20 protein-coding genes are annotated in these 23777 nt (G+C 56.0%); 14 read left to right on the forward strand and 6 right to left on the reverse strand.

Annotated elements, in window-relative coordinates:
- The first annotated feature begins 109 nt into the window (after nucleotides 1-109).
- The 4 genes from pufL (at nucleotide 110) to dxs (ending at nucleotide 5192) form a co-directional block, all read left to right on the forward strand.
- Nucleotides 110-970 carry a photosynthetic reaction center subunit L gene (pufL, locus tag RYZ18_RS12030; RefSeq protein ID WP_317657095.1) on the forward strand — a complete coding sequence of 287 codons (861 nt, stop codon included), beginning with the start codon at nucleotides 110-112 and terminating at the stop codon, nucleotides 968-970.
- Between the two features lie 3 nt (nucleotides 971-973).
- Nucleotides 974-1975: a photosynthetic reaction center subunit M gene (gene pufM / locus RYZ18_RS12035; RefSeq protein ID WP_317657096.1), complete on the forward strand. Its 1002-nt coding sequence runs from the start codon at nucleotides 974-976 to the stop codon at nucleotides 1973-1975.
- 1 nt (nucleotide 1976) lies between these two features.
- Nucleotides 1977-3077 (forward strand): photosynthetic reaction center cytochrome PufC, encoded by a 1101-nt coding sequence (gene pufC / locus RYZ18_RS12040; RefSeq protein ID WP_317657303.1) that lies wholly within the window; start codon nucleotides 1977-1979, stop codon nucleotides 3075-3077.
- 165 nt (nucleotides 3078-3242) lie between these two features.
- Nucleotides 3243-5192, forward strand: a complete 1950-nt coding sequence (gene dxs / locus RYZ18_RS12045) for a 1-deoxy-D-xylulose-5-phosphate synthase (RefSeq protein WP_317657097.1) — start codon at nucleotides 3243-3245, stop codon at nucleotides 5190-5192.
- Here the strand turns inward: dxs and idi are convergent.
- The 6 genes from idi to RYZ18_RS12075 all read right to left on the reverse strand — a co-directional run bounded on the left by idi (nucleotide 5189) and on the right by RYZ18_RS12075 (nucleotide 11497).
- Nucleotides 5189-5710 (reverse strand): isopentenyl-diphosphate Delta-isomerase, encoded by a 522-nt coding sequence (idi, locus tag RYZ18_RS12050; RefSeq protein WP_317657098.1) that lies wholly within the window; start codon nucleotides 5708-5710, stop codon nucleotides 5189-5191. The genes dxs and idi overlap by 4 nt on opposite strands.
- A gap of 14 nt (nucleotides 5711-5724) precedes the next feature.
- The gene (locus RYZ18_RS12055; protein WP_317657099.1) at nucleotides 5725-6909 is read right to left on the reverse strand and encodes a geranylgeranyl diphosphate reductase; all 1185 of its coding nucleotides are present in this window, start codon (nucleotides 6907-6909) and stop codon (nucleotides 5725-5727) included.
- Nucleotide 6910: 1 nt separating this feature from the next.
- Nucleotides 6911-8203 (reverse strand): BCD family MFS transporter, encoded by a 1293-nt coding sequence (locus RYZ18_RS12060; RefSeq protein ID WP_317657100.1) that lies wholly within the window; start codon nucleotides 8201-8203, stop codon nucleotides 6911-6913.
- A gap of 4 nt (nucleotides 8204-8207) precedes the next feature.
- A complete protein-coding gene (gene chlG / locus RYZ18_RS12065; protein WP_317657101.1) occupies nucleotides 8208-9122 on the reverse strand; it encodes a chlorophyll synthase ChlG in 915 nt (304 codons plus the stop codon).
- A 98-nt stretch (nucleotides 9123-9220) separates the two neighbouring features.
- Nucleotides 9221-10657, reverse strand: coding sequence for a transcriptional regulator PpsR (ppsR, locus tag RYZ18_RS12070; RefSeq protein ID WP_317657102.1), 1437 nt, complete (start codon nucleotides 10655-10657; stop codon nucleotides 9221-9223).
- Between the two features lie 21 nt (nucleotides 10658-10678).
- On the reverse strand, nucleotides 10679-11497 hold the full coding sequence (locus RYZ18_RS12075; protein ID WP_317657103.1) for a B12-binding domain-containing protein: 819 nt from the start codon (nucleotides 11495-11497) through the stop codon (nucleotides 10679-10681).
- Between the two features lie 412 nt (nucleotides 11498-11909).
- Between RYZ18_RS12075 and bchF the strand changes: the two genes are divergently transcribed.
- The 10 genes from bchF to puhC are packed head-to-tail and all read left to right on the forward strand — an operon-like array spanning nucleotide 11910 to nucleotide 23776.
- Nucleotides 11910-12389 carry a 2-vinyl bacteriochlorophyllide hydratase gene (gene bchF, locus RYZ18_RS12080; RefSeq protein WP_317657104.1) on the forward strand — a complete coding sequence of 160 codons (480 nt, stop codon included), beginning with the start codon at nucleotides 11910-11912 and terminating at the stop codon, nucleotides 12387-12389.
- Nucleotides 12386-13669, forward strand: coding sequence for a ferredoxin:protochlorophyllide reductase (ATP-dependent) subunit N (locus RYZ18_RS12085; RefSeq protein ID WP_317657105.1), 1284 nt, complete (start codon nucleotides 12386-12388; stop codon nucleotides 13667-13669). Before bchF ends, RYZ18_RS12085 begins: the two co-directional genes overlap by 4 nt.
- A complete protein-coding gene (bchB, locus tag RYZ18_RS12090; protein WP_317657106.1) occupies nucleotides 13666-15198 on the forward strand; it encodes a ferredoxin:protochlorophyllide reductase (ATP-dependent) subunit B in 1533 nt (510 codons plus the stop codon). The genes RYZ18_RS12085 and bchB overlap by 4 nt, the downstream gene beginning before the upstream one ends.
- Nucleotides 15188-18748, forward strand: a complete 3561-nt coding sequence (locus RYZ18_RS12095; protein ID WP_317657107.1) for a magnesium chelatase subunit H — start codon at nucleotides 15188-15190, stop codon at nucleotides 18746-18748. The genes bchB and RYZ18_RS12095 overlap by 11 nt, the downstream gene beginning before the upstream one ends.
- 11 nt (nucleotides 18749-18759) lie before the next feature.
- A complete protein-coding gene (gene bchL / locus RYZ18_RS12100) occupies nucleotides 18760-19722 on the forward strand; it encodes a ferredoxin:protochlorophyllide reductase (ATP-dependent) iron-sulfur ATP-binding protein (RefSeq protein WP_317657109.1) in 963 nt (320 codons plus the stop codon).
- Nucleotides 19722-20414 (forward strand): magnesium protoporphyrin IX methyltransferase, encoded by a 693-nt coding sequence (gene bchM / locus RYZ18_RS12105; RefSeq protein ID WP_317657111.1) that lies wholly within the window; start codon nucleotides 19722-19724, stop codon nucleotides 20412-20414. The genes bchL and bchM overlap by 1 nt, the downstream gene beginning before the upstream one ends.
- Nucleotides 20411-21832, forward strand: a complete 1422-nt coding sequence (locus RYZ18_RS12110; RefSeq protein WP_317657112.1) for a PucC family protein — start codon at nucleotides 20411-20413, stop codon at nucleotides 21830-21832. The genes bchM and RYZ18_RS12110 overlap by 4 nt, the downstream gene beginning before the upstream one ends.
- Before the next feature lie 26 nt (nucleotides 21833-21858).
- Nucleotides 21859-22620, forward strand: a complete 762-nt coding sequence (gene puhA, locus RYZ18_RS12115; protein ID WP_317657113.1) for a photosynthetic reaction center subunit H — start codon at nucleotides 21859-21861, stop codon at nucleotides 22618-22620.
- Nucleotides 22621-22650: 30 nt separating this feature from the next.
- Nucleotides 22651-23289, forward strand: a complete 639-nt coding sequence (gene puhB, locus RYZ18_RS12120) for a photosynthetic complex putative assembly protein PuhB (RefSeq protein WP_317657114.1) — start codon at nucleotides 22651-22653, stop codon at nucleotides 23287-23289.
- Nucleotides 23290-23302: 13 nt separating this feature from the next.
- Entirely contained in the window at nucleotides 23303-23776 is a 474-nt protein-coding gene (gene puhC, locus RYZ18_RS12125) for a photosynthetic complex assembly protein PuhC (protein ID WP_317657115.1), read from the forward strand.
- Nucleotide 23777: the final 1 nt, after the last annotated feature.

Raw genomic sequence — 23777 nt, forward strand, 5'->3', positions numbered from 1 at the left:
ATATGCCTTATGACATCGCTGCGGGCGGGCTGCCCGCCCGCAGCTAACCGACCAATAACGGACGGCTAAGTGGAGATGATCCAAAGCCGCCAAACGCGGAGACAGACGCATGGCTTTGCTAAGCTTCGAAAGAAAATATCGCGTCCGCGGAGGGACGCTGATTGGCGGCGATCTGTTCGACTTCTGGGTTGGCCCTTTCTATGTGGGCTTCTTTGGGGTGACCACGATCTTCTTCGCTGCCCTTGGAACCATCCTGATCTTCTGGGGGGCGGCCATGCAAGGCACGTTCAACCCTTGGACGATCAATATTGCCCCACCTGACCTCTCATACGGGTTGGGCATGGCCCCGCTGCTTGAAGGCGGCCTTTGGCAAATCATCACGATTTGTGCCGTTGGCGCCTTTGTATCTTGGGCCTTAAGAGAAGTTGAAATCAGCCGAAAGCTTGGCATGGGCTATCATGTTCCATTTGCCTTTAGCTTCGCGATTTTGGCTTATGTGACATTGGTTGTTGTGCGCCCCTTGTTGCTTGGCGCATGGGGACATGGCTTCCCCTATGGCATCTTTAGCCACCTCGATTGGGTATCCAACGTTGGGTATTCCTATCTGCATTTCCACTATAACCCAGCCCATATGATCGCGGTGACCTTCTTCTTCACCACGACCCTTGCCTTGGCGCTGCATGGTGGTTTGATCCTATCCGCGGCGAACCCTGAAAAAGGTGAAGAAGCGAAAAGCCCTGATCACGAAGACACGTTCTTCCGTGATTTCATCGGCTATTCCATCGGCACTTTGGGCATCCACCGCCTAGGTCTGTTGCTGGCTTTGAATGCTGGTTTCTGGAGCGCGGTTTGTATCGTGATCTCTGGCCCCGTTTGGACAAGCGGTTGGCCTGAATGGTGGAATTGGTGGCTAACACTGCCGATCTGGCCAGATCCAAGCCCGATCCACGCGGTTTCGGGAGGGATGTAAACCATGGCCTATTTCGAATATCAAAACATCTTCACGCAGGTGCAGGTGCAGGGTCATCCCGAGATGGGGATGGACAATGAAAACAACTTGGCGGCCGAGCGCACGAAGTCGGCCTCCTTCTCGACCCTCGCAGGTTTGATTGGCAACGCGCAGCTTGGCCCCGTCTACTTGGGTTGGGCAGGCACGATCAGCTTGGCGACAGGTTTGCTGTGGTTCAACATCGTTGGCCTCAACATGCTGTCCCAAGTGGGTTGGTCGATCCCCGAGTTTATTCGTCAACTGTTCTGGTTGGCGCTTGAACCTCCTGGGCCTGAATATGGTCTAAGCATTCCACCGCTGAACGAAGGCGGCTGGTATATCATCGCAAGCTTCTTTCTGCTTGTTTCGGTGATGTCTTGGTGGTTGCGCACCTATCTTTTGGCTGAACAGCATAAGATGGGCAAACATATCGCTTGGGCCTTTTTGGCAGCGATTTGGTTGTTCCTTGTGTTGGGTTTGTTCCGCCCTGTCTTGATGGGCCAGTGGAGTGAGGCAGTGCCTTACGGCATTTTCCCACACCTTGATTGGACGACAGCCTTCTCCATCCGTTACGGGAACCTCTACTATAACCCGTTCCACGCACTTTCGATTGTGTTCCTTTATGGTTCGGTTCTGCTCTTTGCGATGCATGGCGCGACCATTCTGGCGGTATCGCGCTTTGGCGGCGACCGCGAATTGGAACAGATCTATGATCGTGGCACGGCATCTGAACGCGCAGCCTTGTTCTGGCGCTGGACGATGGGCTTTAACGCCACAATGGAGGGGATTCACCGTTGGGCTTGGTGGTTCGCGGTTTTGACCCCGATCACAGGTGGCATCGGCATCCTTTTGACAGGAACCGTGGTGGATAATTGGTTCATCTGGGCGCAAGAGCATAACTTTGCACCAGAATACCTCGCACCCTATGGCTACGAGGCCTATGGCAGCTATGAAGGCTTCCTTGGCCAAACCACGGGAGGAAACTGAGATGTTCCCCAAATGGTTCAATGAATGGAACTCGAAAAACCCGACCAATATTTATGGCCCTGCCATTTTGGTCGGGGTGGTGGGTGCCGCGGTCTTTGCCGCAGCTGCATTGGTCACCATCGGTCAGCCGTTCAAAACAGACACGCTGCAAACTGGCCCGCGCGGGACAGGGATGGGTGTGCCTGAATTCCAAGCTGACTTGGCGGCCTCTTATCCTGACGCGGATAATTTCTACACCACCGAGCCAATTGTTCCCGAAGCCAATGCGCGCCCGATCCGTATCGTGCGTGCCGATGCAGAGCCAACCTTGGGTTATTTGACACCTGAGAACTATGACCGATTGGTCGAGGCAATGCGTATTTGGACAGGTATCCCCGACCTCTTTGCAGGCGAGGAAAACTACCAAACCGTGGTGGCGCGGAATATGATCGAGATGACCCAGAATATTAACGAATTCTGGGGCGGGCACGTTAACGCCAATGCGGAAGTGGGTGTCACCTGTTACACCTGCCACCGTGGTCAGCCCGTGCCAAATAATATCTGGTTCGAAGTGTCGCCTGTGAATGAAAACGCAGGCGGTTGGTCGGCAAACCAGAACCGTGTGACGATTGTGTCAAACTCGACATCCTTGCCCTCGGATTATCTGGAAACCTATCTGCTCTTGAACGAAGACGGTCAGTATAACCGCATCGGTGTGCATGATCTGGCTTCGCGCGTGCAGCAGATTGAGGGGGATCCGCTGATCCAACATGCAGAACGCACTTATGCCTTCATGAATTACATTGCGAATTCTTTGGGCGTGAACTGCACCTTCTGTCACAACACGCGGGCTTTCTACGATGCGGCACAGGTCACCCCACAATGGGCGACCGCAACGCTTGGCATTCAGATGGTGCAAGAGGCGCTTGACCTCTACATCCTGCCATTGGCCGATGTTCTGCCAGCAGAACGACTAGGGCCTGTGCATGGTGACGTGCCGAAATTGGCCTGTCGCACCTGTCACCAAGGGCAGCAGCGTCCATTGCGTGGCTTGAACGTGATCGCGAATTGGCCCGAGCTTGCCACAACATCGGGCGAGCCTGACTATTCGGCCTTTCAGTGATGTTTGGCTGCGGCCAAAATAAGACCCTGTTCTGCGGTATAGACCCTATATCGCAGAACAGATCAGACCATCAGAACTCACCTATCGTCCCTTCGTAGGTGCGCCTTGCCACGGGTTTGGGGTTTCCCCACCCGTGGTTTTTTCTGGCTTGGGAGGGCTGGAAAGATGACACGACCAACGACCGAGCTTCTTAATCGTATTCAAAGCCCCGCAGATTTGCGCCGCATGAGTGATGACGAATTGGCCCGCCTCGCGGATGAGTTGCGAGCCGAAACGATCTCCGCTGTATCGGAAACGGGCGGCCATCTGGGATCAAGCCTTGGTGTCGTAGAGATGACCGTGGCAATCCATGCCGTGTTCAACACCCCCTATGATAAGCTGATCTGGGATGTCGGGCATCAATGTTATCCGCATAAAATCCTGACAGGTCGGCGTGATCGCATCCGCACCTTGCGTCAAGAGGGCGGTTTGTCAGGTTTTACAAAACGCAGTGAATCGGCTTTTGACCCGTTTGGTGCGGCGCACAGTTCAACCTCAATTTCGGCGGCGCTGGGCTTTGCCATGGCGCGTGAATTGGGTGAGGCCACTGGTGATGCTATTGCCGTTATCGGGGATGGTTCGATCTCCGCAGGCATGGCCTATGAAGCCATGAACAACGCGGGCGATTTAGGGCGGCGCTTGTTCGTGATCTTGAATGACAATGATATGAGCATTGCGCCCCCTGTTGGGGCGATGTCCCGCTATCTGCAAGATTTGGCGAAACATTCGCCGCTTTCGGCATTAAAGGATATTGCCGATGGTATGGTGCCCCTCTTGCCCGAGCCATTTCGTGCGGGCGCGACCCGCGCGCGGGAGTTGGTAAAAGCGCAAATTGGCGACTTGCCGCATGGGGAAAACCTGTTTGAGCATCTAGGTTTTGACTATATCGGCCCGATTGATGGTCATGATATGGACGCGCTCCTTGAGACGCTGCGTCATGCGAAAACCCATGCAACAGGCCCTGTTTTGATCCACGCGGTGACAGTAAAGGGCAAAGGATATGCGCCTGCCGAAATGGCGGATGATTGTTATCATGGTGTGGCGAAGTTTGATCCGAAAACCGGTGTTCAACAAAAGGCTACTGCGAATGCGCCCAGTTACACGGGCGTGTTTGGCAAACGTCTTTTGGCTGAGGCGCAAAATGACCCAAAGGTTGTGGGTGTCACAGCCGCCATGCCAGGCGGCACGGGTCTGAACGTGATGCAGCAGGCCATGCCACACCGTATTTTTGATGTGGGCATTGCGGAACAGCATGCGGTGACATTTGCCGCCGCTTTGGCTGCAGGTGGCCTCAAGCCATTTTGTGCGATTTATTCTAGCTTCCTTCAGCGCGGTTATGATCAGATTGTGCATGATGTGGCGCTGCAAAATTTACCCGTACGCTTTATGATTGATCGCGCAGGATTGGTGGGCGCCGATGGCCCGACACATGCAGGCGCGTTTGACATCAATTACCTCGCGGCCCTGCCCAATATGGTGGTGATGGCTTGTGCGGATGAGGCGGAATTGGTCGATATGATCGCGACCGCTGTCGCCTATGACGATGGGCCAATTGCGCTGCGTTATCCGCGCGGTGAGGGCACTGGCGTTGCCATGCCTGAAAACGGGCAGATATTGGAAATCGGTAAGGGTCGTATTCTGCAAGAGGGCAGTGATATTGCCTTGCTCAGCCTTGGGGCGCATTTGTCCGAAGTGCAGGAAGCTGCCGCCGCCTTGGCCGCGCGCGGTATCTCTGTCACCATCGCGGATGCAAGATTTGCCAAGCCGCTGGATACAGATTTGGTCAATGATCTGGTCGCCAATCACAAGGCCATTGTCACAGTCGAACAAGGCTCTGCACTAGGGTTTGGTGCCTTAGTTTTACATCATCTTGCCGCCACAGGGCGTTTGGATGGTGGCGTGTCTATCCGCACCATGCATCTGCCTGATCGGTTCATTGAACATGCAAGTCCCAAGGCGATGTATCGCGATGCGGGATTGGGGGCTGATGATATTATGCGCGCAGGCTTGGCCGCGCTTGGCATTGCCGCGCCGAATTTTGAGCAAGACAGCAAAGTCGCAAAATTGAAACGCTAGACCTTTGCGTCAGCGCCAAAAATCTTTGCCGCGTGTTCCTCAAGATAGATCCTGAGCCACGGGGTAAAGCTCTGCGGCGCTGCTTTGACGCGCGCGGATAGACCATCGAGATCCATCCAAGCAATATCGACCACCTCATCGGGATTGGGCGTTGGCTCAATCTGCGGGGGCAACGCGCCGACAAATATATCGACAAGTTCATGCTCGATGAGCCCGCCGCCAACATCCGCGCGGTATTCCACGCGATCGCGTTTTTCCAACGCAATGATGGGTAGGCCTAGTTCCTCGCCCAAACGGCGTTGCGCACAGCTAAGCGCATCTTCGTTCCAATGTGGGTGGGTGCAGCAGGTGTTCGTCCAAAGTCCAGGTGTATGGTATTTCGACAAGGCCCGCCGCTGCATCAATACTTTGGTCCCGCGCATCAGAAAGACGGAAATCGCCTTATGACGCAATCCGCGCTGATGCGCCAACAGCTTGTCTACAGGTTTTAGCTCATCCCCGATCCATGCGGGGATCATGACATCATCCATCGCTACACACGTGTCGCAGAAATTAAACCCGTCAAATGGGCCAGATTTTTAACACCGATCTTGATATGCGCCAAAGGCCGCGCTTTGACCAGTTTCTTGTTCATATAGGCCTCGAAGGTCAGGCGCTGCACATCAATATCGTGACACAGGCTGACAAAGCGCTCGCGCCGCTCATCGGATCGGTAATAGGCGTTTTGCATCGCGCTCAAAACTTTGAACACGCCCTTATGTTCGCGCATGAACAACCGCCGCGCCAGATCTAGGTCTTTGATACGGCCTGATTGCAGCTTTGCTGCGGCGGCTGTGGCCGCCACACGGCCACCCACCATGGCATAATAAATTCCTTCGCCCGAAGAGGGGGCAACCACACCTGCTGCATCGCCCGCAAGCACGACATCGCGCCCATTGTCCCAACGGTCGAGCGGTTTGAGGGGAATAGGCGCCCCCTCGCGGCGAATGGTTTTGCAATTGGCCAGATGTGAAAACGCGCGCAAATCAGCGGTGGCTTTTTTCAAATCAACCTCTTTATCCATCGACCCCATACCAATGGATGCGGATTTCCCATGTGGGAAAACCCAACCATAGAAGTCAGGGCTGATCCGTCCGTCATAGACCACATCACAACGATCCGGGTCATAAGCATCGGTGCCGCCTTCGGGGGCCTCGACAATTTCGTGATAGGCAATGACGTAAGGAATGCGATCACCGCCCTTGACCTCGTCCCGCGCCACGTTCGAGCGCGCGCCATCCGCCCCAATGACCACCGCACAGGTCAAACGGCGGGTGTCGCCTGTTTCTTTGTCGCGATAGATGACATGTGTGCCTTGTGCATCGCGTTCGATCTTTGTGTAGGTGCCTGTGAAACGCTCGGCCCCTGCATCAGCGGCGCGGACACGCAGGAATTCATCGAAATTTTCCCGATCCACCATGCCGACAAAGCCGTTTTCAATCGGAATATCCACTTTGCGCCCTGTTGGTGAGATCATCCGCGCCGTTGTGATCTTTGCAACGATCTGCGTGTCTGGAATGTCAAAATCAGCGATTAAGCGGGGTGGGATTGCGCCGCCGCAGGGCTTGATCCGTCCTGCGCGATCCAACAAAGCAACACGATGGCCAGACAGCGCCAGATCATGTGCGGCGGTCGCCCCTGATGGGCCACCCCCTACGACAACAACATCATAATCCATTTTATTCTCCTGGCACTGAAAGGGGCGTGGAAAGTCTTGGTTGCGCGGGCCCTGCAATCACGCGTGCCGCCATAAGGGCGGATGCGATATAAAGCGCGGCCTCGAATAAAAACACGGCGGCAAACCCATCGGCATCGCCCATCACAGGGCGCGCCAGATCAACAAGGGCGGCGCCGATCAGACCACCAAACCCTGCGGCAATTGCTTGGGCTGCCCCCCAAAGGCCCATTCTCGTGCCTTCGCGGGCGGTGCGGCCTTCGCCTGCAAGCGCCATCATAGATCCGATGGCCGCAACAGCGAAAACGCCGTTGAAAAACCCCATGGCCACCACGGCGGGCAAAAGTGGTGCGCTTGGCCCGATTTGACCAAGCCATGCAATCACGAGGAGCGCGGCAGCAGACCCTAAACACCCCCCCACCACCCATTGGCGGAGGCTGCCAAGGCGCAGCGCGGTTCCCGCAACGCCCACTAAGACCATACCCAAAAACACGCCGCCATTTTGTGCGCCAGAGAGGGAGGTTGATTGACCTGGGGTGAAGTGAAACACGAGGCCCGAATAGGGTTCTAGGATCAATTCCTGCATGAAATAGGCAGACATGCTGAGGAACACGAAGATCGTGAAATGGCGCGCTTTGCGCTCGGCCCAAATTTCACGCAAGCCCTCCAAAAAGGGTGCGGATTGTTCTTCGGCGCGGGCGGTGACCTTCGCTTCAATGCCCCAGATGGACAAAATCGTCAGACCCACAGCGCCAAATGACACCACGCTGACCACAGCCATCAGTCGCGTATGGCTATAGGGGTCGAGGAATTGACCAGCGACCCCAGCGGTTACGGCAATGCCGAATATCATCAAAAGCCATGTGATGGTGGCCGCAGCAGGACGGCGTGCAGGGTCGGTTGCGGTTGCCAAAAGCGCCAATAGTGATGTGCCAGATGCCCCAACCCCAACACCGATCATCACATAGGCCAAGATGGAGACGGATAGGCCGAGCATGTAATGGCTTGCAAAAAGTGACAGCGCATAAGCCGCCAAACCTGCGCCGCTCGCCAAAATCACCATGCCCCCGATGATCCAACGGCTGCGCGATCGGCCTGTATCCGAGCGATAACCCCATTGGGGTCGAGTGATTTGAATGGCGTAATGCAACCCAACCAAGAGGCCGGGCAGGATCGCAGGCAGGGCCAATTCCACAACCATGAGGCGGTTTAGGGTCGAGGTTGTTAAAACCACAATTGCGCCAAGGCACAGCTGAATAAACCCAAGTCGAATAATCTGCACCCATGTCAGGCTCATGTCGCTATCCCCCCAAGCCGCGCAGGCCAAAGGCCGCGATCATCATGCCCGAGACATAAAGCGAGACGCCTGTGGCATTATACCAAGGCGCGCGTTCTTTTGGGTTTTGCATTAAAACCTGCATCGCGGCGATTTGCGCCAACAGCGAGGCCGTGATGAAAAAGCCGAACCAAGGCCTGTCCCAGTGGAACATCAAAAGAATGACGATGAATTGGGGAATGGCCATCACCCATGCCGCCACCAATGCGGCGCGGCGTGGGCCAAGGGTTACGGGCAGCGAATTCACGCCCATTTGGCGGTCGCCTTCTAAGGCCTTAAAGTCATTGAGCGTCATGATCCCATGCGCGCCAATCCCGTATAGCAGCGCCGTTATCACGATGGGCCAAGACGGCGCACCTGCCGATAAAACCGCAGCGCCCGTGAACCAAGGCAAGCTTTCATAAGACAGACCAACCAATCCAGGCCCCAAAATGCCTGATCGTTTCAGGCGAACAGGCTCGGCGGAGTAGGCCCAAGCAGCGGCGATCGCCACAAGCGTTGCGCCAAATCCCCAAGGGCCAAGCGCAAGCCCGATGATGGCGGCAGCGCCTGACATGAGAATTGCAATCCACAATCCCCATTTTCCAGGGATGCGCCCCGAAGGGATGGGGCGATAGGGTTCGTTGATCGCGTCCACATGACGGTCGCACCAATCATTGGCTGCTTGGCTCATCCCGCAGACAATCGGCCCCGCCAAGATAATACCCAAAGCCAAGCCCAACCAATGGCCCGAAGTAGCCATTCCTGTGGAAATTGCCCCGCAAAGATAAGCCCACATTGGGGGAAACCATGTAATGGGTTTAAGGAGCGTCAAGACGGCGCGTGGTTCAGGAAAGGCACGCGGGGTCTGGCGGGTATGCGTGTCGGTCGTTACGCTCATACTGTCAAGTTACACTGACAGTAAGCGACTCGGCAAGTGTAAACTATACTTGACGCACGCACCAAAAGACGCGCGATGCCCAAGTTTTAAGGGGGGATTTACTGGCCGTTCTTGTTCAAAAGCCCGTATTTGCGCAGTTTCACATAGAGTGACTGACGCGACAGGCCTAACATCTCGGCGGCTGCAACGCGGTTGTTATCCGTCAATTCCACGGCGGTTTCGATGCACATCTTCTCAACCACATCGGTGGTTGCTGCGACAATTTCCTTGAGGGGTGCGGAACCCACCAAGTCCATCACATTGCGCATCGCATCATCACCTACAGGCGCGCCTGCAGGAACCGGTGAGCTTGGCTCGCGCACAACTTCCATTCGAGATGTGTCACGGATCACAAAGGCAAAACCGCCCATGGATTGACCCATCATGTGAGTTGCTGAAATCTCGACCGAAAGCTGTGAGCCATAGCTGCCCTCAAGCCGCGTGGAATAAACCCGCATTTTCCCCGCGCGCGAGGCGTTGTCGATCAACACTTTCATGTCAACGCTGCCGCGGATCAAAAACTCACTGAGGGATTTTCCGCGAATATCGCTCAGCCGCGCAGTATCGCAGAGGCCAAGGAACGCGTCATTCGCAGATTTTATGGTGCCGTGGTTATCTGTAAAGACAATCGCATCTGCACCATGTTGATAGAGGATTGCCATCGCCTCAGACAGCTCGGCAGCGATCACCTCAGAGGTGCCATCAACTTCAATCCGACAGAGCAATGTATTGTCGCCCGCAGCACGGAACAGCGATGGATAAAGCGATACAGATTTATTCTGTCGCTTGGTCGTGACAATCATCGGCCCACCGATGCTGTCACCTGCGCGCGCCACCAAGGTTTCGATGAATTCAACCCGCCGTTTGCCTTCGAATTCAGTGGCAAAGGTGGCGCCAGTTAGACTATCAGCTGTACCACCCAGCGCCTGCGCGGCGGCGGTGTTAAGATCGGTGATCCGACCAGAATTCACATCCACCAAAATAAGCGCATCGCGCGCAGCTTCCATGATCACGCGGTAGCGTGTTTCGTAATCGCGGTGGGTTTCGTAATCTTTTTCAAGGGCAAGCTGTGCTTTGACCAAGCGGTGCTGCAATTCCGCAATTGGGCGCAGATCGCGGCCAAGCATGAGAATAATATCATCCCGCCCCGTTTTGTGGAGCGTGTAGCGAATTGGGAATTCCCAACTGGCATTGTCGTAGTGATTGACCTCAATCGCTTCGACTTTGTTTTTCTTGCCGCCCCGATAGGCCTCGAGCTGTGCCTCTAGTTTGGATAGCGAATCCTCGGCCATGAATTCGCGAATATCGCGGTCTTTCCAATGGTCGAGTCGGCCCAAACTGGGGTTCAGGGGATTGGTGATAACCGAACGGACAAGACCAGATGTGTCTAGCACAATCGCTAAATCCGCCGCAGTCGCGACAATATCGTTAAAATGCTCAGGCGCGATAGGCGGGCCTGCGGGCTGATCCCAAAAATCTGTTCCGCGCGTGTTCATACGACGTTCCGTCCGTTTCCGTTACCTGTTCTCGGTCGCATCGTTTCGTTCAGTGCCTTGCGACGCTTGGGCGGGCTCAACGTCTGTTTTTGTTAGCCCACAAAATTCAAGCGCAGCTTCGATATCAGCGGTCGCGAAGTCCGCCCCTGTGATGCCGACCGTATCGAGGCCAGAGTCAATAATAGACCCCCCCACGATGACGGGCGTTATACGAGGAACGCTCTGCTTTATTATTTCCACCAAATCCTTTACGGATGCAAGCGTTCTGCGTCCAGCCGCCGTGACACCTATCATGTCATACTTAAAACGCTTCACCCGCTCGGCAACCTGCCGTGCGTGTTGAGACACGGAAATATGAACATCGTAACCACGCCGTCTAAGCTGATCGGCAACAACAAATACACCGAGCGTATGATGCTCAGGATACGGAACAACCAATAGAATCGTGCCGCGGTTTTTGACAATTTCGCGGCGTTGCTGCGTGGTCAGTCCACGCACTGTTTCCTGCAATCGGGCCGAGCCGATGGAAACCTCGGCAAAGCTCAAACTGTCATTGGCCCATCGGAAACCCATCAAACGGGCGGTCGCGGGAATGACATAGTCAATGGTATCCTCGATGCTGACACCTTCTTGGGCCAGCTTGGTGAGGGCATCGTGACGATGCGCCTCTTCGGGCGAGATGAATGCCTCTGATAAGGTTTCAAGACGGCGCGCGAGGCCCTCGGGCGTGGGTGCTGATTGACGCGCCAAAACAGAAATCGCGGCCTTGGCCAGCGAAGTAATTTCTGCCGTGCGTTTTTCCGTCCCTTTGCGGGACGTAGCGTCACCGTCTTGGGTCATTCGGCTCCTCACCACCAACAAGACTGAAGAGAAGGCAGTCTTACTGGCCTGTGTTAAAAGATCGGGGCGATCTTTTTCCTTGTATTGGCCGCTATAGTCGCGGCCCGTCATCTGTCTGCCGCGTGTGTTGCACAACCGCTGCCCTGTCTCAAGGGCAGTTGTTTCGCCTGCAAGTGTCTCGCAAACGACCGCATCTGTCAAAGAAAATTGACAATTCCCTTGCGTCAACAAGCGCCAAAGCGCCGATGGGTGCCTTGGATGCAAAAAATATTGGGAAATTAGCGCTCGTGCCACAGGGTCATTGCCCTTGCAAAACTGGCGACTGTCAAGTTCAAGACTGTAAGTTTTAATTGACACTTTACCCCTTTGAGGGCTAGCCTTTCCTTAATTGACAGACTGGAATCAAAGACAAATGCCATCGGATAGTCTGACAGCAAGCCCGTCACGCAAGCTTTACAGCGTGGATGAGCGCGCAAGGCGTGACGCAACCATCTGGACATTGGTTCAGGGGATTCTTGCGCCGATTCAGTTTGTTGTCTTTCTTGTGTCGCTTGCGCTGGTTGGACGATTCTTGATCACGGGCGCGGGCTATGACCTCGCCACATATTCCATCATTGCCAAAACGGCGGTGCTTTTGACCATCATGGTGACAGGCGCGATTTGGGAAAAAGTGGTGTTTGGCCAATATCTTTTCGCCCCCGCATTCTTTTGGGAGGATGTGGTCAGCTTTCTCGTGATCGCATTGCATTTGGCCTATGTGGCGGCTTTGATCCAAGAGGTGCCTGCGGTTCAGCAGATGTGGATCGCGCTCGCGGCCTATGCGGCCTATGTGATCAACGCGGCGCAGTTCCTCTATAAGCTGCGCCAAGCACGGCTGGAGGGGGACAGATGAACACCCCTGCACCGATCAAGGCCCAAAGCTGCGCCGATGCGCCCGTTCTCAAAGAGCGCGGACAGCGCGAGGTATTCTGCGGCCTGACGGGCATCATTTGGCTTCACCGTAAAATGCAGGATGCGTTTTTCCTCGTTGTCGGCAGCCGCACCTGCGCGCATCTTTTGCAATCTGCCGCGGGTGTGATGATTTTTGCTGAACCCCGTTTTGGTACGGCAATCCTTGAAGAAACCGATTTGGCGGGCATGGCAGATGCCAATGACGAATTGGATCGCGAGGTTGCACGGCTGTTGTCGCGCCGTCCTGATATCAAGCAGCTTTTCCTTGTGGGATCTTGTCCTTCTGAGGTGATCAAGCTGGATCTTGCCCGCGCGGCCGAGCGTCTGACGACCGCCCACGCCCCTCATGTGCGGGTGCTGAATTATTCGGGCAGCGGGATCGAAACCACATTTACCCAAGGCGAGGATGCATGCCTTGCCGCGATGGTGCCTGTTCTCAAGGATAGCCCTGCGCGGGAATTGGTCTTGGTTGGCGCCTTGCCCGATGTGGTCGAAGATCAGGCCATCACGCTTTTGTCGGAGATGGGTATTGGCCCGATCCGTGTTTTGCCGTCCTCGCGCGCTGAGGGTGCGCCCGAGATTGGTGAAAATACCGTCTTTGCGTGCCTCCAACCGTTTCTGGGTGATACGACAGCCGCACTTGAGCGGCGCGGCGCGCGGCGGATTACGGCGCCGTTTCCCTTTGGGGAGGAGGGCACAACCCTATGGCTGCGCGCCATAGCCGATGAATTTGGCGTAGATGATGCCACATTTGCCCGTGTTACGGATGCCCCGCGCGCGCGCGCCCGAAAGGCCATTGAGAATGCAAGCGCGGCTTTGCGTGGGAAATCCGTGTTCTTCATGCCCGACAGCCAGTTGGAAATCCCACTCGCGCGGTTCTTGACCCGTGAATGTGGAATGGAGGCCGTTGAGATCGGCGCACCCTATATCCATCGTGGCTTGGTTGGCCCTGATTTGGCGTTGATCCCTGAGGGGCCGCGCATTTCAGAAGGGCAGGATGTTGATGTCCAACTTGACCGCGTGCGCGCTGCGCGCCCCGATTTGACGGTTTGCGGTCTGGGTTTGGCAAATCCCCTTGAGGCCGAAGGTCTGAGCACAAAATGGGCGATTGAGCTGGTCTTTACCCCCGTCCATTTCTACGAACAGGCGGGGGATTTGGCAGGGCTCTTTTCACGTCCCTTGCGCCGCCGCGCGATCCTCGAGCAGGGGGCCGCGCGATGAAATTGACCGTCTGGACATATGAAGGCCCACCCCATGTTGGTGCCATGCGTGTCGCAACCGCGATGCGCGGTCTGCATTATGTGCTGCACGCGCCGCAAGGTGACACCTATGCGGATTTGTTATTCACGATGATTGAGCGGCGCGACCACCGCCCGCCTGTCACATATACAACATTTGAGGGGCGCGACTTGGGCGCAGATACCGCGGGCATCTTCCGCGATACCTGCCGCGCGGCCTATGAGCGGTTTGTGCCTCAAGCCATGATTGTTGGGGCCTCTTGCACCGCGGAATTGATCCAAGATGATCCCGGTGGCTTGGCTGAAACCATGGGTCTGCCTATCCCTGTGATCCCATTGGAACTGCCGTCTTATCAGCGCAAAGAAAACTTCGGCACCGATGAGACGTTCTTTCAAATCGTAAAAGCCTTGGCCAAACCCATGCCGCGCAGTGCGGAGGTTTCGGTCAATCTTCTTGGCCCCTTGGCGCTTGGGTTTCGGCATCGAGACGATATTGAAGAAATCAAACATCTTCTGGCACAAATGGGCATTGCCGTGAATGTTGTTGCCCCATTTGGTGCAACGCCTGAGGATATCGCGCGATTGGGCGCGGCCCATGCCAATATCCTGATGTATCCTGAACATGCCGAGGCTGCGGCGCGGCATCTTGAGCGGGTCTGCGATCAACCTTACACAAAAACTGTGCCGATTGGCGTAGGCGCGACCCATGATTTCGTGAATGAACTGGCTCAAATCTGCGGTGTAGAGCCAAAAATCGACACAACCCGCCTGCGCCAACCTTGGTGGAGTAAGTCAGTCGACAGCACCTATCTGACGGGCAAGCGCGTGTTTCTATTCGGGGATGCCACCCATGTGCAGGCCGCCGCCCGCATCGCCCGTGATGAGATGGGGTTCGAGGTGGTTGGGCTTGGCTGCTACAACCGCGAATTTGCCCGCCCCATCCGTGCTTTGGCCAAAGAGTTTGGTCTAGAGGCCCTGATCAGTGACGATTATCTCGCCGTTGAGCAAGCCATCGAAGAAGCCGCGCCCGAGATGATCCTTGGCACGCAGATGGAACGCCATATCGGCAAACGTTTGGGTATCCCCTGCGCCGTGATCTCGGCCCCGGTTCATGTGCAAGATTTCCCTGCCCGCTATTCGCCCCAAATGGGATGGGAAGGCGCAAATGTCATTTTCGATACATGGATCCACCCGCTTGTGATGGGTCTTGAGGAACATTTGCTGACCATGTTCCGCGAAGATTTCGAATTCCATGATGACGCAGGCGCCAGTCACCACGGGGGTAAGGCTGTGGCACCCACTGCCCCTACGCCAGAGGTTCAAGAGCGCGCACAAGACACGGGCTCCGATGTCATGGTTTGGCTCGCTTGTGCGGAAAAAGAATTGAAGAAAATCCCGTTCTTTGTGCGGGGTAAGGCCAAGCGGAATACCGAAAAATTCGCAGCCGAGCGCGGCATGTCTGAGATCAGCGTAGATACGCTTTATGAGGCGAAGGCCCATTATGCGCGGTGATGGCGATCATATCCCTGGCTATCGCGTGGTCATTGTCACGTTGGATAGCCACGCGGCAGGCCCTGCCGCTCGCGTCAGCGAACGGTTGTCGGGCGAGTTTCCAGGGCTGTCTGTCTCCGTCCATGCCAGTGCCGAATGGGCCGAGAACCCCGCCGCCTTGGAAGAGGCGCGTTTGGCTGTGCGCCATGGCGATATCATTGTCGCCAATCTTTTGTTCATTGAGGAACATATCACCGCAATCTTGCCCGACTTGCAGGCCCGCCGTGATGCCTGTGATGCGATGATTGGGGTGATCTCGGCTAAAGAGGTCGTATCGCTGACCCGTATGGGCGAGTTGGATATGCTCAAGCCCGCCTCAGGCGCAATGAAGCTTTTGAAAAAGCTGCGTGGCTCATCTAAACCAAACGCGAATTCTGGGCATAAGCAGATGACCATGCTGCGCCGATTGCCGAAAATTCTGCGTTTTATTCCCGGCAAGGCGCAGGATTTGCGCGCATGGTTTTTGACGATGCAATATTGGTTGGGTGGCTCGGATGATAATGTCGAGCAAATGATCCGCTTCTTGGTGGGTCGCTATTCCAGCCAATCTGATCTCCATGGCGCAGAGGCTGAAGCGCCGATTGATTACCCAGAACTTGGGCTCTATCACCCTGACTTGCCGCATAATGGCATCACCACCGATCTCGCTGATTTGCCCCAGCCTGAAAATCCGATTGCGACAGTCGGCTTGTTAATGATGCGCTCTTACATTCTGGCGTCTGACACCGCCCACTATGATGGCGTGATCCGTCAAATGCAGGCCGCAGGTTTGGCCGTGGTTCCCGCCTTTGCGGGTGGGTTGGATGGCCGCCCTGCAATTTCTGAGTATTTCACGAATGATCGCGTGGATGCGATGGTGTCGTTGACGGGCTTTAGCCTCATTGGTGGCCCCGCCTATAATGACAGCGCGGCGGCGGTTGAGGTGCTGCGCGATCTCGATCTGCCCTATATCGCGGCGCATCCGATTGAATTTCAGACTTTGGGCCAATGGGCCGCATCAGGTGGTGGGCTTGGCCCAGTTGAGACTACGATGCTGGTTGCGCTGCCCGAGATTGATGGCGCGACAAATCCCACTGTTTTTGGTGGTCGCCATGGTGCGGACGGCTGCCAAGGGTGCAGCCATATGTGCCAAGCCAGTGCCTGTCAAAAGGCGATGGCACCGTGCCATGAGCGTATCGCGTCATTGGTTGAAAAAACCGCACGTCTGGCGGTTTTGCGGCGTAAGGCGAACCGCGACAAACGGATTTCGGTTGTTCTCTTTGGCTTTCCGCCCAACGCGGGTGCTGTGGGAACCGCGGCCTATCTCAGTGTCTTTGAAAGTCTCTATAATACGCTTTCGACCCTGAAATCCGAAGGCTATCAGGTCGACCTGCCCGCTTCGGTTGATGATCTGCGCGCCGCGGTTCTTAAGGGCAACGCGGCGCAATATGGGCAAGAGGCCAATGTAGCCGATATTGTTGATGCAGACACGATCTTGCGCAACACGCCCCCCTTGGCCGCGATTGAGGCGGCGTGGGGCCCCGCGCCTGGTAAGGTGCAATCAAACGGTCGCGGTGTGTTCATTTTAGGCGCCCATTTCGGCAATGTCTTTGTCGGTGTGCAGCCCACCTTTGGCTATGAAGGTGATCCAATGCGCCTGTTGTTTGAGACAGGTTTTGCGCCCACCCATGCCTTTGCGCAATTTTATCTTTGGTTGCGCAACACGTTTAAGACAGATGCGATTTTGCATTTTGGCATGCATGGCGCGCTTGAGTTCATGCCTGGAAAACAGGCGGGGCTTGGCGCGCGTGATTGGCCTGATCGTTTGATTGGCGAAGTGCCGAATATTTATCTTTACGCGTCAAATAACCCGTCCGAGGCAACTTTGGCCAAGCGGCGCTCTAATGCTGTTACAGTCACGCATTTGACCCCGCCTTTGGCGGCTTCGGGTCTGTATAAGGGCCTGTCCGAGCTAAAAGACAGCCTGTCGCGCTATCGCAGTCTTGCCCCTGATGCGCATGAGCGCGCCGACCTTGCCGCGCTGATTGCGATGCAGGCCGAAGCGGTTGATTTGGATGGCAGCGACCCCGATCATCTGTGGTTGACCCTGCTTGAGACGGAAACGGCGCTGATCCCAGACGGCTTGCATGTCATGGGCCGCCCCATGGGGGATGCGGAGCGGGCCGAACATTTGCGCGTGATGGCCGAAACAGACCCTGAAACGCTGACTCGGGTCGATCAATTGCTGCAAGAGGATCACGAATTGCCTGCGCTGATGCGCGCCCTATCGGCGCGCTATATCGCGCCTGTTGCAGGTGGCGACCTCATCCGCAGCTCTGATGTTTTGCCAACGGGGCGCAATATTCACGCCTTTGATCCGTTCCGTATGCCCACCGCGTTTGCGATGCAGGACGGTGCGAAACAAGCGCAGCGTTTGCTTGATGCGGCGGGTGATTTACCCCGTTCGGTGGCGATTGTTCTTTGGGGCTCTGATAACATTAAATCTGATGGTGGGCCGATTGCGCAGGCGATGGCGCTGATGGGCGCTGCCCCCCGATTTGATGGATATGGGCGCCTCTGCGGGGCTGATTTGATCCCGCTTGCCGAATTGGGCCGTCCGCGCATTGACGTTGTGATGACGTTGTCGGGTATCTTCCGCGATCTTCTTCCCCTTCAGACACGGATGTTGGCAGAAGCGGCCTATAAGGCCGCAACGGCGGATGAGCCTTGCGCAGAAAATTTCATCCGCGCCCATGCCCTCGATTATGCACAGAAAATGGGCTGCGATATCGAGGACGCTGCCTTGCGCGTGTTCTCAAACGCCGAAGGGGCCTATGGGTCGAATGTCAACGCCTTGGTTGATAGTGGCGCATGGGGTGAAGAGGACGAACTGGCCGATGCCTATGAGGCCCGCAAAAGTTTTGCCTATGGCCGTGACGGGAAAGCCAAGAAAAACGCGAGCCTCCTTCAGGCCGCTTTGGGCGATGTTGATTTGGCCTATCAGAACCTTGAATCGGTCGAATTGGGGGTCACCACGGTTGATCACTATTTCGACACTTTGGGCGGCATTTCGCGTGCTGTTAAACGCGCAAAAGGCAGCGATGCGCCCGTGTTCATCGGCGATCAAACCCGCGGTGCGGGCATCGTGCGCAGCCTGCAAGACCAAGTGGCGCTTGAGACGCGGTCGCGCAGTCTGAACCCGAAATGGTTCGAAGGGATGTTGAAACACGGCCACGAAGGCGTGCGCCAGATTGAAGCGCAAGTGACCAACACGCTTGGGTGGTCGGCGACCACGGGACAGGTCGAACCTTGGGTGTATCAACGCCTGTCCGAAACATTTGTGCTGGATGAAGAGATGCGGCGGCGTTTGTCGGCGCTGAACCCGCAGGCTTCTGTGCGGATGGCAAACCGCCTTCTTGAGGCGTTTGAACGCAATTACTGGCAGCCCGATGATGAAACTTTGGCCGCGCTTCAGGCCAGTGCCGATGAGTTGGAAGACCGACTCGAAGGCCTGGATGTTGCAGCGGAATAGGAGAGACCACAATGCTTGACCATAAAAATCCCCCAGCCGCCCGCGCGAACGCGCGAGAGGCCGAAGGACTGGCCAAGCGGGGCTTGGCCACCCCCCCAATTTTGCGCAAGGGCGAGGATGGGGATGGCTCTGTGCAGGTGCATCAGGATGCAAGCCTGAAGATCGAAGGCGCGCAGGTCTTTGCGGTTTATGGCAAGGGCGGGATTGGCAAATCCACAACCTCCTCAAACCTATCTGCTGCGTTCAGCAAATTGGGCAAGCGTGTTCTGCAAATCGGCTGTGATCCAAAACATGACAGCACATTTACCCTGACGGGGCATTTGCAGCCGACTGTGATTGATATCTTGAAGGATGTCGATTTTCACGCCGAAGAACTGCGCCCCGAGGATTTCGTGACCACGGGTTACAATGGCGTGATGTGTGTCGAGGCAGGCGGCCCCCCCGCTGGCACGGGCTGCGGCGGTTATGTTGTGGGTCAAACAGTGAAACTGCTGAAACAGCACCACATGTTAGACGATACGGATGTCGTCTTGTTTGATGTTCTGGGCGATGTGGTCTGCGGCGGTTTTGCGGCCCCCTTGCAGCACGCAGATCGTGCCTTGATCGTCACAGCGAATGATTTTGACAGCATTTATGCGATGAACCGCATCATTGCGGCAGTGCAGGCCAAATCCAAGAATTACAACGTCCGCCTTGCGGGGTGTGTTGCGAACCGCTCGCGCGACACCGATGAGGTGGATCGTTACTGTTCAGAGGTCGGGTTCCGCCGCATTGGCCATATGCCTGATGTGGATGCCATTCGCCGTTCCCGCCTCAAGAAAAAGACATTGTTCGAGATGCCCGATGATGAGGATATCGTGCAATGCCGTGCGGAATATATCCGTTTGGCTGAAACGCTTTGGGCCGGCACAGAACCACTTGCGCCTGAACCCTTGGAGGATCGGCGCATCTTCGAATTGCTAGGGTTTGATTAATGGTCGCAACGCCGACATATGGCGCGACCCGCGCCCGTGTTGAAGAATATTTCGACAGAACCGCCACCAAAACGTGGGAGCGGCTGACCTCGGACGCGCCTGTCTCGCGCGTGCGCCAAACTGTGCGCGAAGGGCGTGATCAGATGCGCGCGATAATGCTTGGGCAATTGCCTGAGGATTTGACGGGATTGCGCATTTTGGATGCGGGCTGTGGTGCGGGGCAGATGACCGCTGAACTGGCTGCGCGGGGTGCATATGTAGTCGCGATTGATATCTCGCCCTCTTTGGTTGAAATCGCGAAAAAACGCCTTCCAGAAACTTTGCAATCTCAGGTCGAGTTCCGCGCAGGCGATATGCTGTCCCCTGATTTGGGCAGCTTTGATCATGTGATCGCGATGGACTCGATGATCTATTACGAGGCGCCAGATTTGGGCCGCGCCTTGGCGCAGCTCTGTCCGCGCGTTTCTGGTAAGGTGGTGTTCACAGTTGCACCGCGCACAGCGTTTTTGATGGCCTTTTGGGGTTTGGGAAAATTGTTCCCGCGCTCGGATCGCTCGCCTGTGATGATCCCGCACACGGCGAAATATCTGCGTCATCATACGTCACAAACAGGGGCAACAGGCTCGATTTCCGAGGTCGCGCGCGTCTCGCGCGGGTTTTATATCTCCTCTTGTTTGGAGTATGTGAAATGAGCGCCTTGTCTCGCATCTCCACCAAATTCTTGCCCTTTGCAGATGCTGCAAGTGACGCGCTGCCTTTGGCACAATTGCTACGCTTGTCCTTGTTTCAGATCTCGGTTGGGATGGCGGGGGTCATGCTTTTGGGCACGCTGAACCGCGTGATGATCGTAGAGCTGTCATTGCCCGCAACATTGGTGGCGATCATGGTCGCCTTGCCTGTGTTGATTGCGCCGTTTCGTGCCTTTTTGGGTCACAAATCGGATCACCACCGCAGCGCGCTGGGGTGGAAGCGGATACCTTATTTGTGGTTTGGCACGCTGTGGCAGTTTGGTGGTCTCGCGATCATGCCTGCAAGCCTGTTGGTTTTGGGCGGTGATGTTGTGCACGAGGTGCCCTTTGCGGGTGAGGTTCTTGCGGGGCTTGCCTTTGTCATGACGGGGTTGGGGATGCATATGACCCAAACCGCAGGGCTTGCTTTGGCTGCAGATCGCGCGACCGAGGACACACGGCCACGGGTCGTGGCGTTGCTCTATGTCATGTATTTGGTGGGCATGGCGATTTCAGCCCTCGTGATTGGCTGGCTGCTGCGCGATTTCTCGGGCTTGACCCTGATCCGTGTCGTGCAAGGCGCGGCTGTTGCGACCTTGGTGCTGAATATGATTGCCCTTTGGAAGCAGGAAAAAGTCCGCCCGATGACCAAGGCCGAGCGGGAAGAGCCTGCGCCAAGTTTTGGCGATGCATGGCGCGATTTTGCGCGCGGTGGCCCTGCGGGCAGGCTTTTGGTTGTGGTGTTCCTTGGCACCATGGCCTTCAACATGCAGGATGTCTTGCTCGAACCCTATGGCGGCGAAATCCTTGGGTTGAGCGTATCAAAAACAACGCTTTTGACCGCGACATGGTCAGCGGGGGCCTTAGTTGGTTTCGCGTTGGCCGCGCGTTGGCTGTCAGATGGCATCAACCCCTATCGGATGGGCGCGCGCGGGATATTGGCGGGGCTTGCCGCGTTTTCCGCTGTGATTTTTGCAAATCCGATGGCGTCTGAATTTATGTTCTTCTCGGGCGCCTGCCTCATTGGTTTTGGCGGCGGCTTGTTTTCAGTTTCAACGCTCACCGCCGCAATGACCATGCCCGCCGAGGGCAGCGCGGGCCGTGGCTTGGCGCTTGGCGCATGGGGCGCGGCTCAGGCAACGGCCGCAGGTCTGTCCATCGCAATCGGGGGTGGCCTGCGTGACACGATTAACCAGATCGCCATCTCTGGCGGCTTGGGCGAGGCGTTGAATAGCCCCGCCACGGGCTATTCGGTCGTCTATCATTTTGAAATTTTGCTTCTGTTTTTCACCCTTGTCGCTTTGGGCCCACTTGTGCGGACGCAAAGCACATACTCGCGCGGGGAGGCCGGCAAGATCGGGCTCGCCGACCTGCCCACGTAACCGCCGAACCTAGGAGGATAAAATCCATGGAAAATGCATTTTTCGGCAATTTTGATCTGGCCAGCCTGTCTATTTGGCTGTTTTGGATCTTCTTCGCCCTACTGATTTACTATCTGCAAACTGAAAATATGCGGGAAGGTTATCCGCTGGAGAATGATGATGGCAGCGTTTCCGCCAATCAGGGGCCTTTTCCTTTGCCAAAGGAAAAGACGTTCAAACTGATGCATGGCCGCGGTGAAGTCACTGTTCCAGGCAAGGATGTGCAAGCGCGTGACAATCTGGCTCTGCGTCAGACCAATGCTGCGAATGGCTATCCGTTTGAGCCCACTGGCGATCCAATGGTTGATGGTGTTGGCCCTGCAAGCTGGGCAAAGCGCCGTGACCTGCCCGAATTGGACGGCCATGGTCATCCGAAAATTGTCCCTATGGGGCAGATGGACGATTACCGCGTTTCAGCGGGTCGTGATCCGCGTGGCCTTGCGGTTATCGCGGGGGATGGCGCTGCAGCAGGCACTGTGACTGATATGTGGGTCGATGCGCCCGAGCAATTGGTGCGGTATCTTGAGGTTGAAGTTGCTGACGGAACCGCCCGCTTGGTTCCGATCCAGATGGCCAAGATCAAATCTGACCGCGTTGTCGTCAATTCGATCTTTGCAGAGCAGTTCACCAAAGTCCCTGTCACCAAGTCACCCAATCAAGTGACCTTGCTTGAGGAAGATAAAATCTCAGGCTTCTACGGTGGCGGCACGCTCTACGCCTCCCAAGAGCGGACAGACCCGCTTTTGTAATTTCTTACCACCTCTAAAGGAGGACGACCCATGCCACATGACGACTTTCAGACCGAGCCTGTTCGTGGTTTGCCCGAAAAGCCCCCTGCTGGAGAAGAAATTCTTTGGCAGGGCGCACCCCATTGGTTTGCTCTGGCGAAAGATGCGCTGAGTTTCTGGTGGGTCGTTGGATATTTCCTATTCCTCTTCGCTTGGCGCACCACATCTGGGGCTGCCGTCACCTCATGGGCCGACAGTGCGATTGCTGCATCCTTCTTCTTGGTGCTTGGCGCGATTGTTGCGGTTCTGCTTTTGGGTGTGGCCTATGTCCAAGCCAAAGCAACGGTTTACACCATCACAAATCGCCGTGTTGCCATGCGGATTGGTGCGGCTTTGACGATGACGTTGAACCTGCCCTACCGTCAGGTGGCCAATGCGAATTTGGGATTGCGCAAGGATGGGACTGGCACGATTGCCTTGGAATTGATGCCATCCAATGTGCGGTTATCCTATCTGAACACATGGCCCCATGTGCGGCCATGGGTGATGAAAAACACCCAACCTGCGTTGCGTTGCATTCCTGATGCGCAAAACGTGGCTGCGATCCTGTCTGAGGCGGCAGAAACCGTGGTCAGCCAACCCGTTGTCAAACGTGATCCTGCGCCAAGTGGCGCGGTTGCGGCAGAATAAGGGGGATCTGATTATGGCAATGAGCCCTGAAGATAAACTGGTCGAACGTGACCGCGAAATGGTGCCCAAGGTTCTGGTGCGCGCAATGTTTGTGCTGTGCATGAGCGTTCTTGTCATCGTGACCTATGCCAAGCTGACGGATCGCCCGCTCGCGGCAATGCCCCCATCCGCGGATGAACTGCCCGTTGTGGAAGAGCGGTTGATCCAGATTTTTGGCTCTATGGATGGATCAGCACGCGTGATGGATACCGAAGGCAATGTGATTGTCACCTTGAGCAAAGAGGAAGGTGGCTTTGTCGCGGGGATTTATCGCGTGCTTGAACGCCGCCGCGGCGCTGTTGGCGCATCTGGCAGCGGTCCAATCCGTTTGGTTCGAATGGCCGATGGCCGCCTCGCCCTACGCGATGATCTGACGGATTTCCGCACCGAGCTTTATGGCTTTGGCGCGGATAACGAGCGGGTTTTTGCCCGCATCATGGAGGAATGAC

This window comes from Roseovarius sp. 10, assembly GCF_033100315.1.
Taxonomy (GTDB): Bacteria; Pseudomonadota; Alphaproteobacteria; order Rhodobacterales; family Rhodobacteraceae; genus M30B80.

Coding starts and splice junctions, on each gene's coding strand:
- idi (WP_317657098.1), bottom strand. CDS start 5,710: ATGATCCCCGCATGGATCGGGGATGAGCTAAAACCTGTAGACAAGCTG.
- bchB (WP_317657106.1), top strand. CDS start 13,666: ATGAAATTGACCGTCTGGACATATGAAGGCCCACCCCATGTTGGTGCC.
- pufL (WP_317657095.1), top strand. CDS start 110: ATGGCTTTGCTAAGCTTCGAAAGAAAATATCGCGTCCGCGGAGGGACG.
- RYZ18_RS12085 (WP_317657105.1), top strand. CDS start 12,386: ATGAACACCCCTGCACCGATCAAGGCCCAAAGCTGCGCCGATGCGCCC.
- puhA (WP_317657113.1), top strand. CDS start 21,859: ATGGAAAATGCATTTTTCGGCAATTTTGATCTGGCCAGCCTGTCTATT.
- RYZ18_RS12095 (WP_317657107.1), top strand. CDS start 15,188: ATGCGCGGTGATGGCGATCATATCCCTGGCTATCGCGTGGTCATTGTC.
- bchL (WP_317657109.1), top strand. CDS start 18,760: ATGCTTGACCATAAAAATCCCCCAGCCGCCCGCGCGAACGCGCGAGAG.
- RYZ18_RS12055 (WP_317657099.1), bottom strand. CDS start 6,909: ATGGATTATGATGTTGTTGTCGTAGGGGGTGGCCCATCAGGGGCGACC.
- RYZ18_RS12060 (WP_317657100.1), bottom strand. CDS start 8,203: ATGAGCCTGACATGGGTGCAGATTATTCGACTTGGGTTTATTCAGCTG.
- pufM (WP_317657096.1), top strand. CDS start 974: ATGGCCTATTTCGAATATCAAAACATCTTCACGCAGGTGCAGGTGCAG.
- bchM (WP_317657111.1), top strand. CDS start 19,722: ATGGTCGCAACGCCGACATATGGCGCGACCCGCGCCCGTGTTGAAGAA.
- dxs (WP_317657097.1), top strand. CDS start 3,243: ATGACACGACCAACGACCGAGCTTCTTAATCGTATTCAAAGCCCCGCA.
- RYZ18_RS12075 (WP_317657103.1), bottom strand. CDS start 11,497: ATGACCCAAGACGGTGACGCTACGTCCCGCAAAGGGACGGAAAAACGC.
- chlG (WP_317657101.1), bottom strand. CDS start 9,122: ATGAGCGTAACGACCGACACGCATACCCGCCAGACCCCGCGTGCCTTT.
- puhC (WP_317657115.1), top strand. CDS start 23,303: ATGGCAATGAGCCCTGAAGATAAACTGGTCGAACGTGACCGCGAAATG.
- pufC (WP_317657303.1), top strand. CDS start 1,977: ATGTTCCCCAAATGGTTCAATGAATGGAACTCGAAAAACCCGACCAAT.
- puhB (WP_317657114.1), top strand. CDS start 22,651: ATGCCACATGACGACTTTCAGACCGAGCCTGTTCGTGGTTTGCCCGAA.
- RYZ18_RS12110 (WP_317657112.1), top strand. CDS start 20,411: ATGAGCGCCTTGTCTCGCATCTCCACCAAATTCTTGCCCTTTGCAGAT.
- ppsR (WP_317657102.1), bottom strand. CDS start 10,657: ATGAACACGCGCGGAACAGATTTTTGGGATCAGCCCGCAGGCCCGCCT.
- bchF (WP_317657104.1), top strand. CDS start 11,910: ATGCCATCGGATAGTCTGACAGCAAGCCCGTCACGCAAGCTTTACAGC.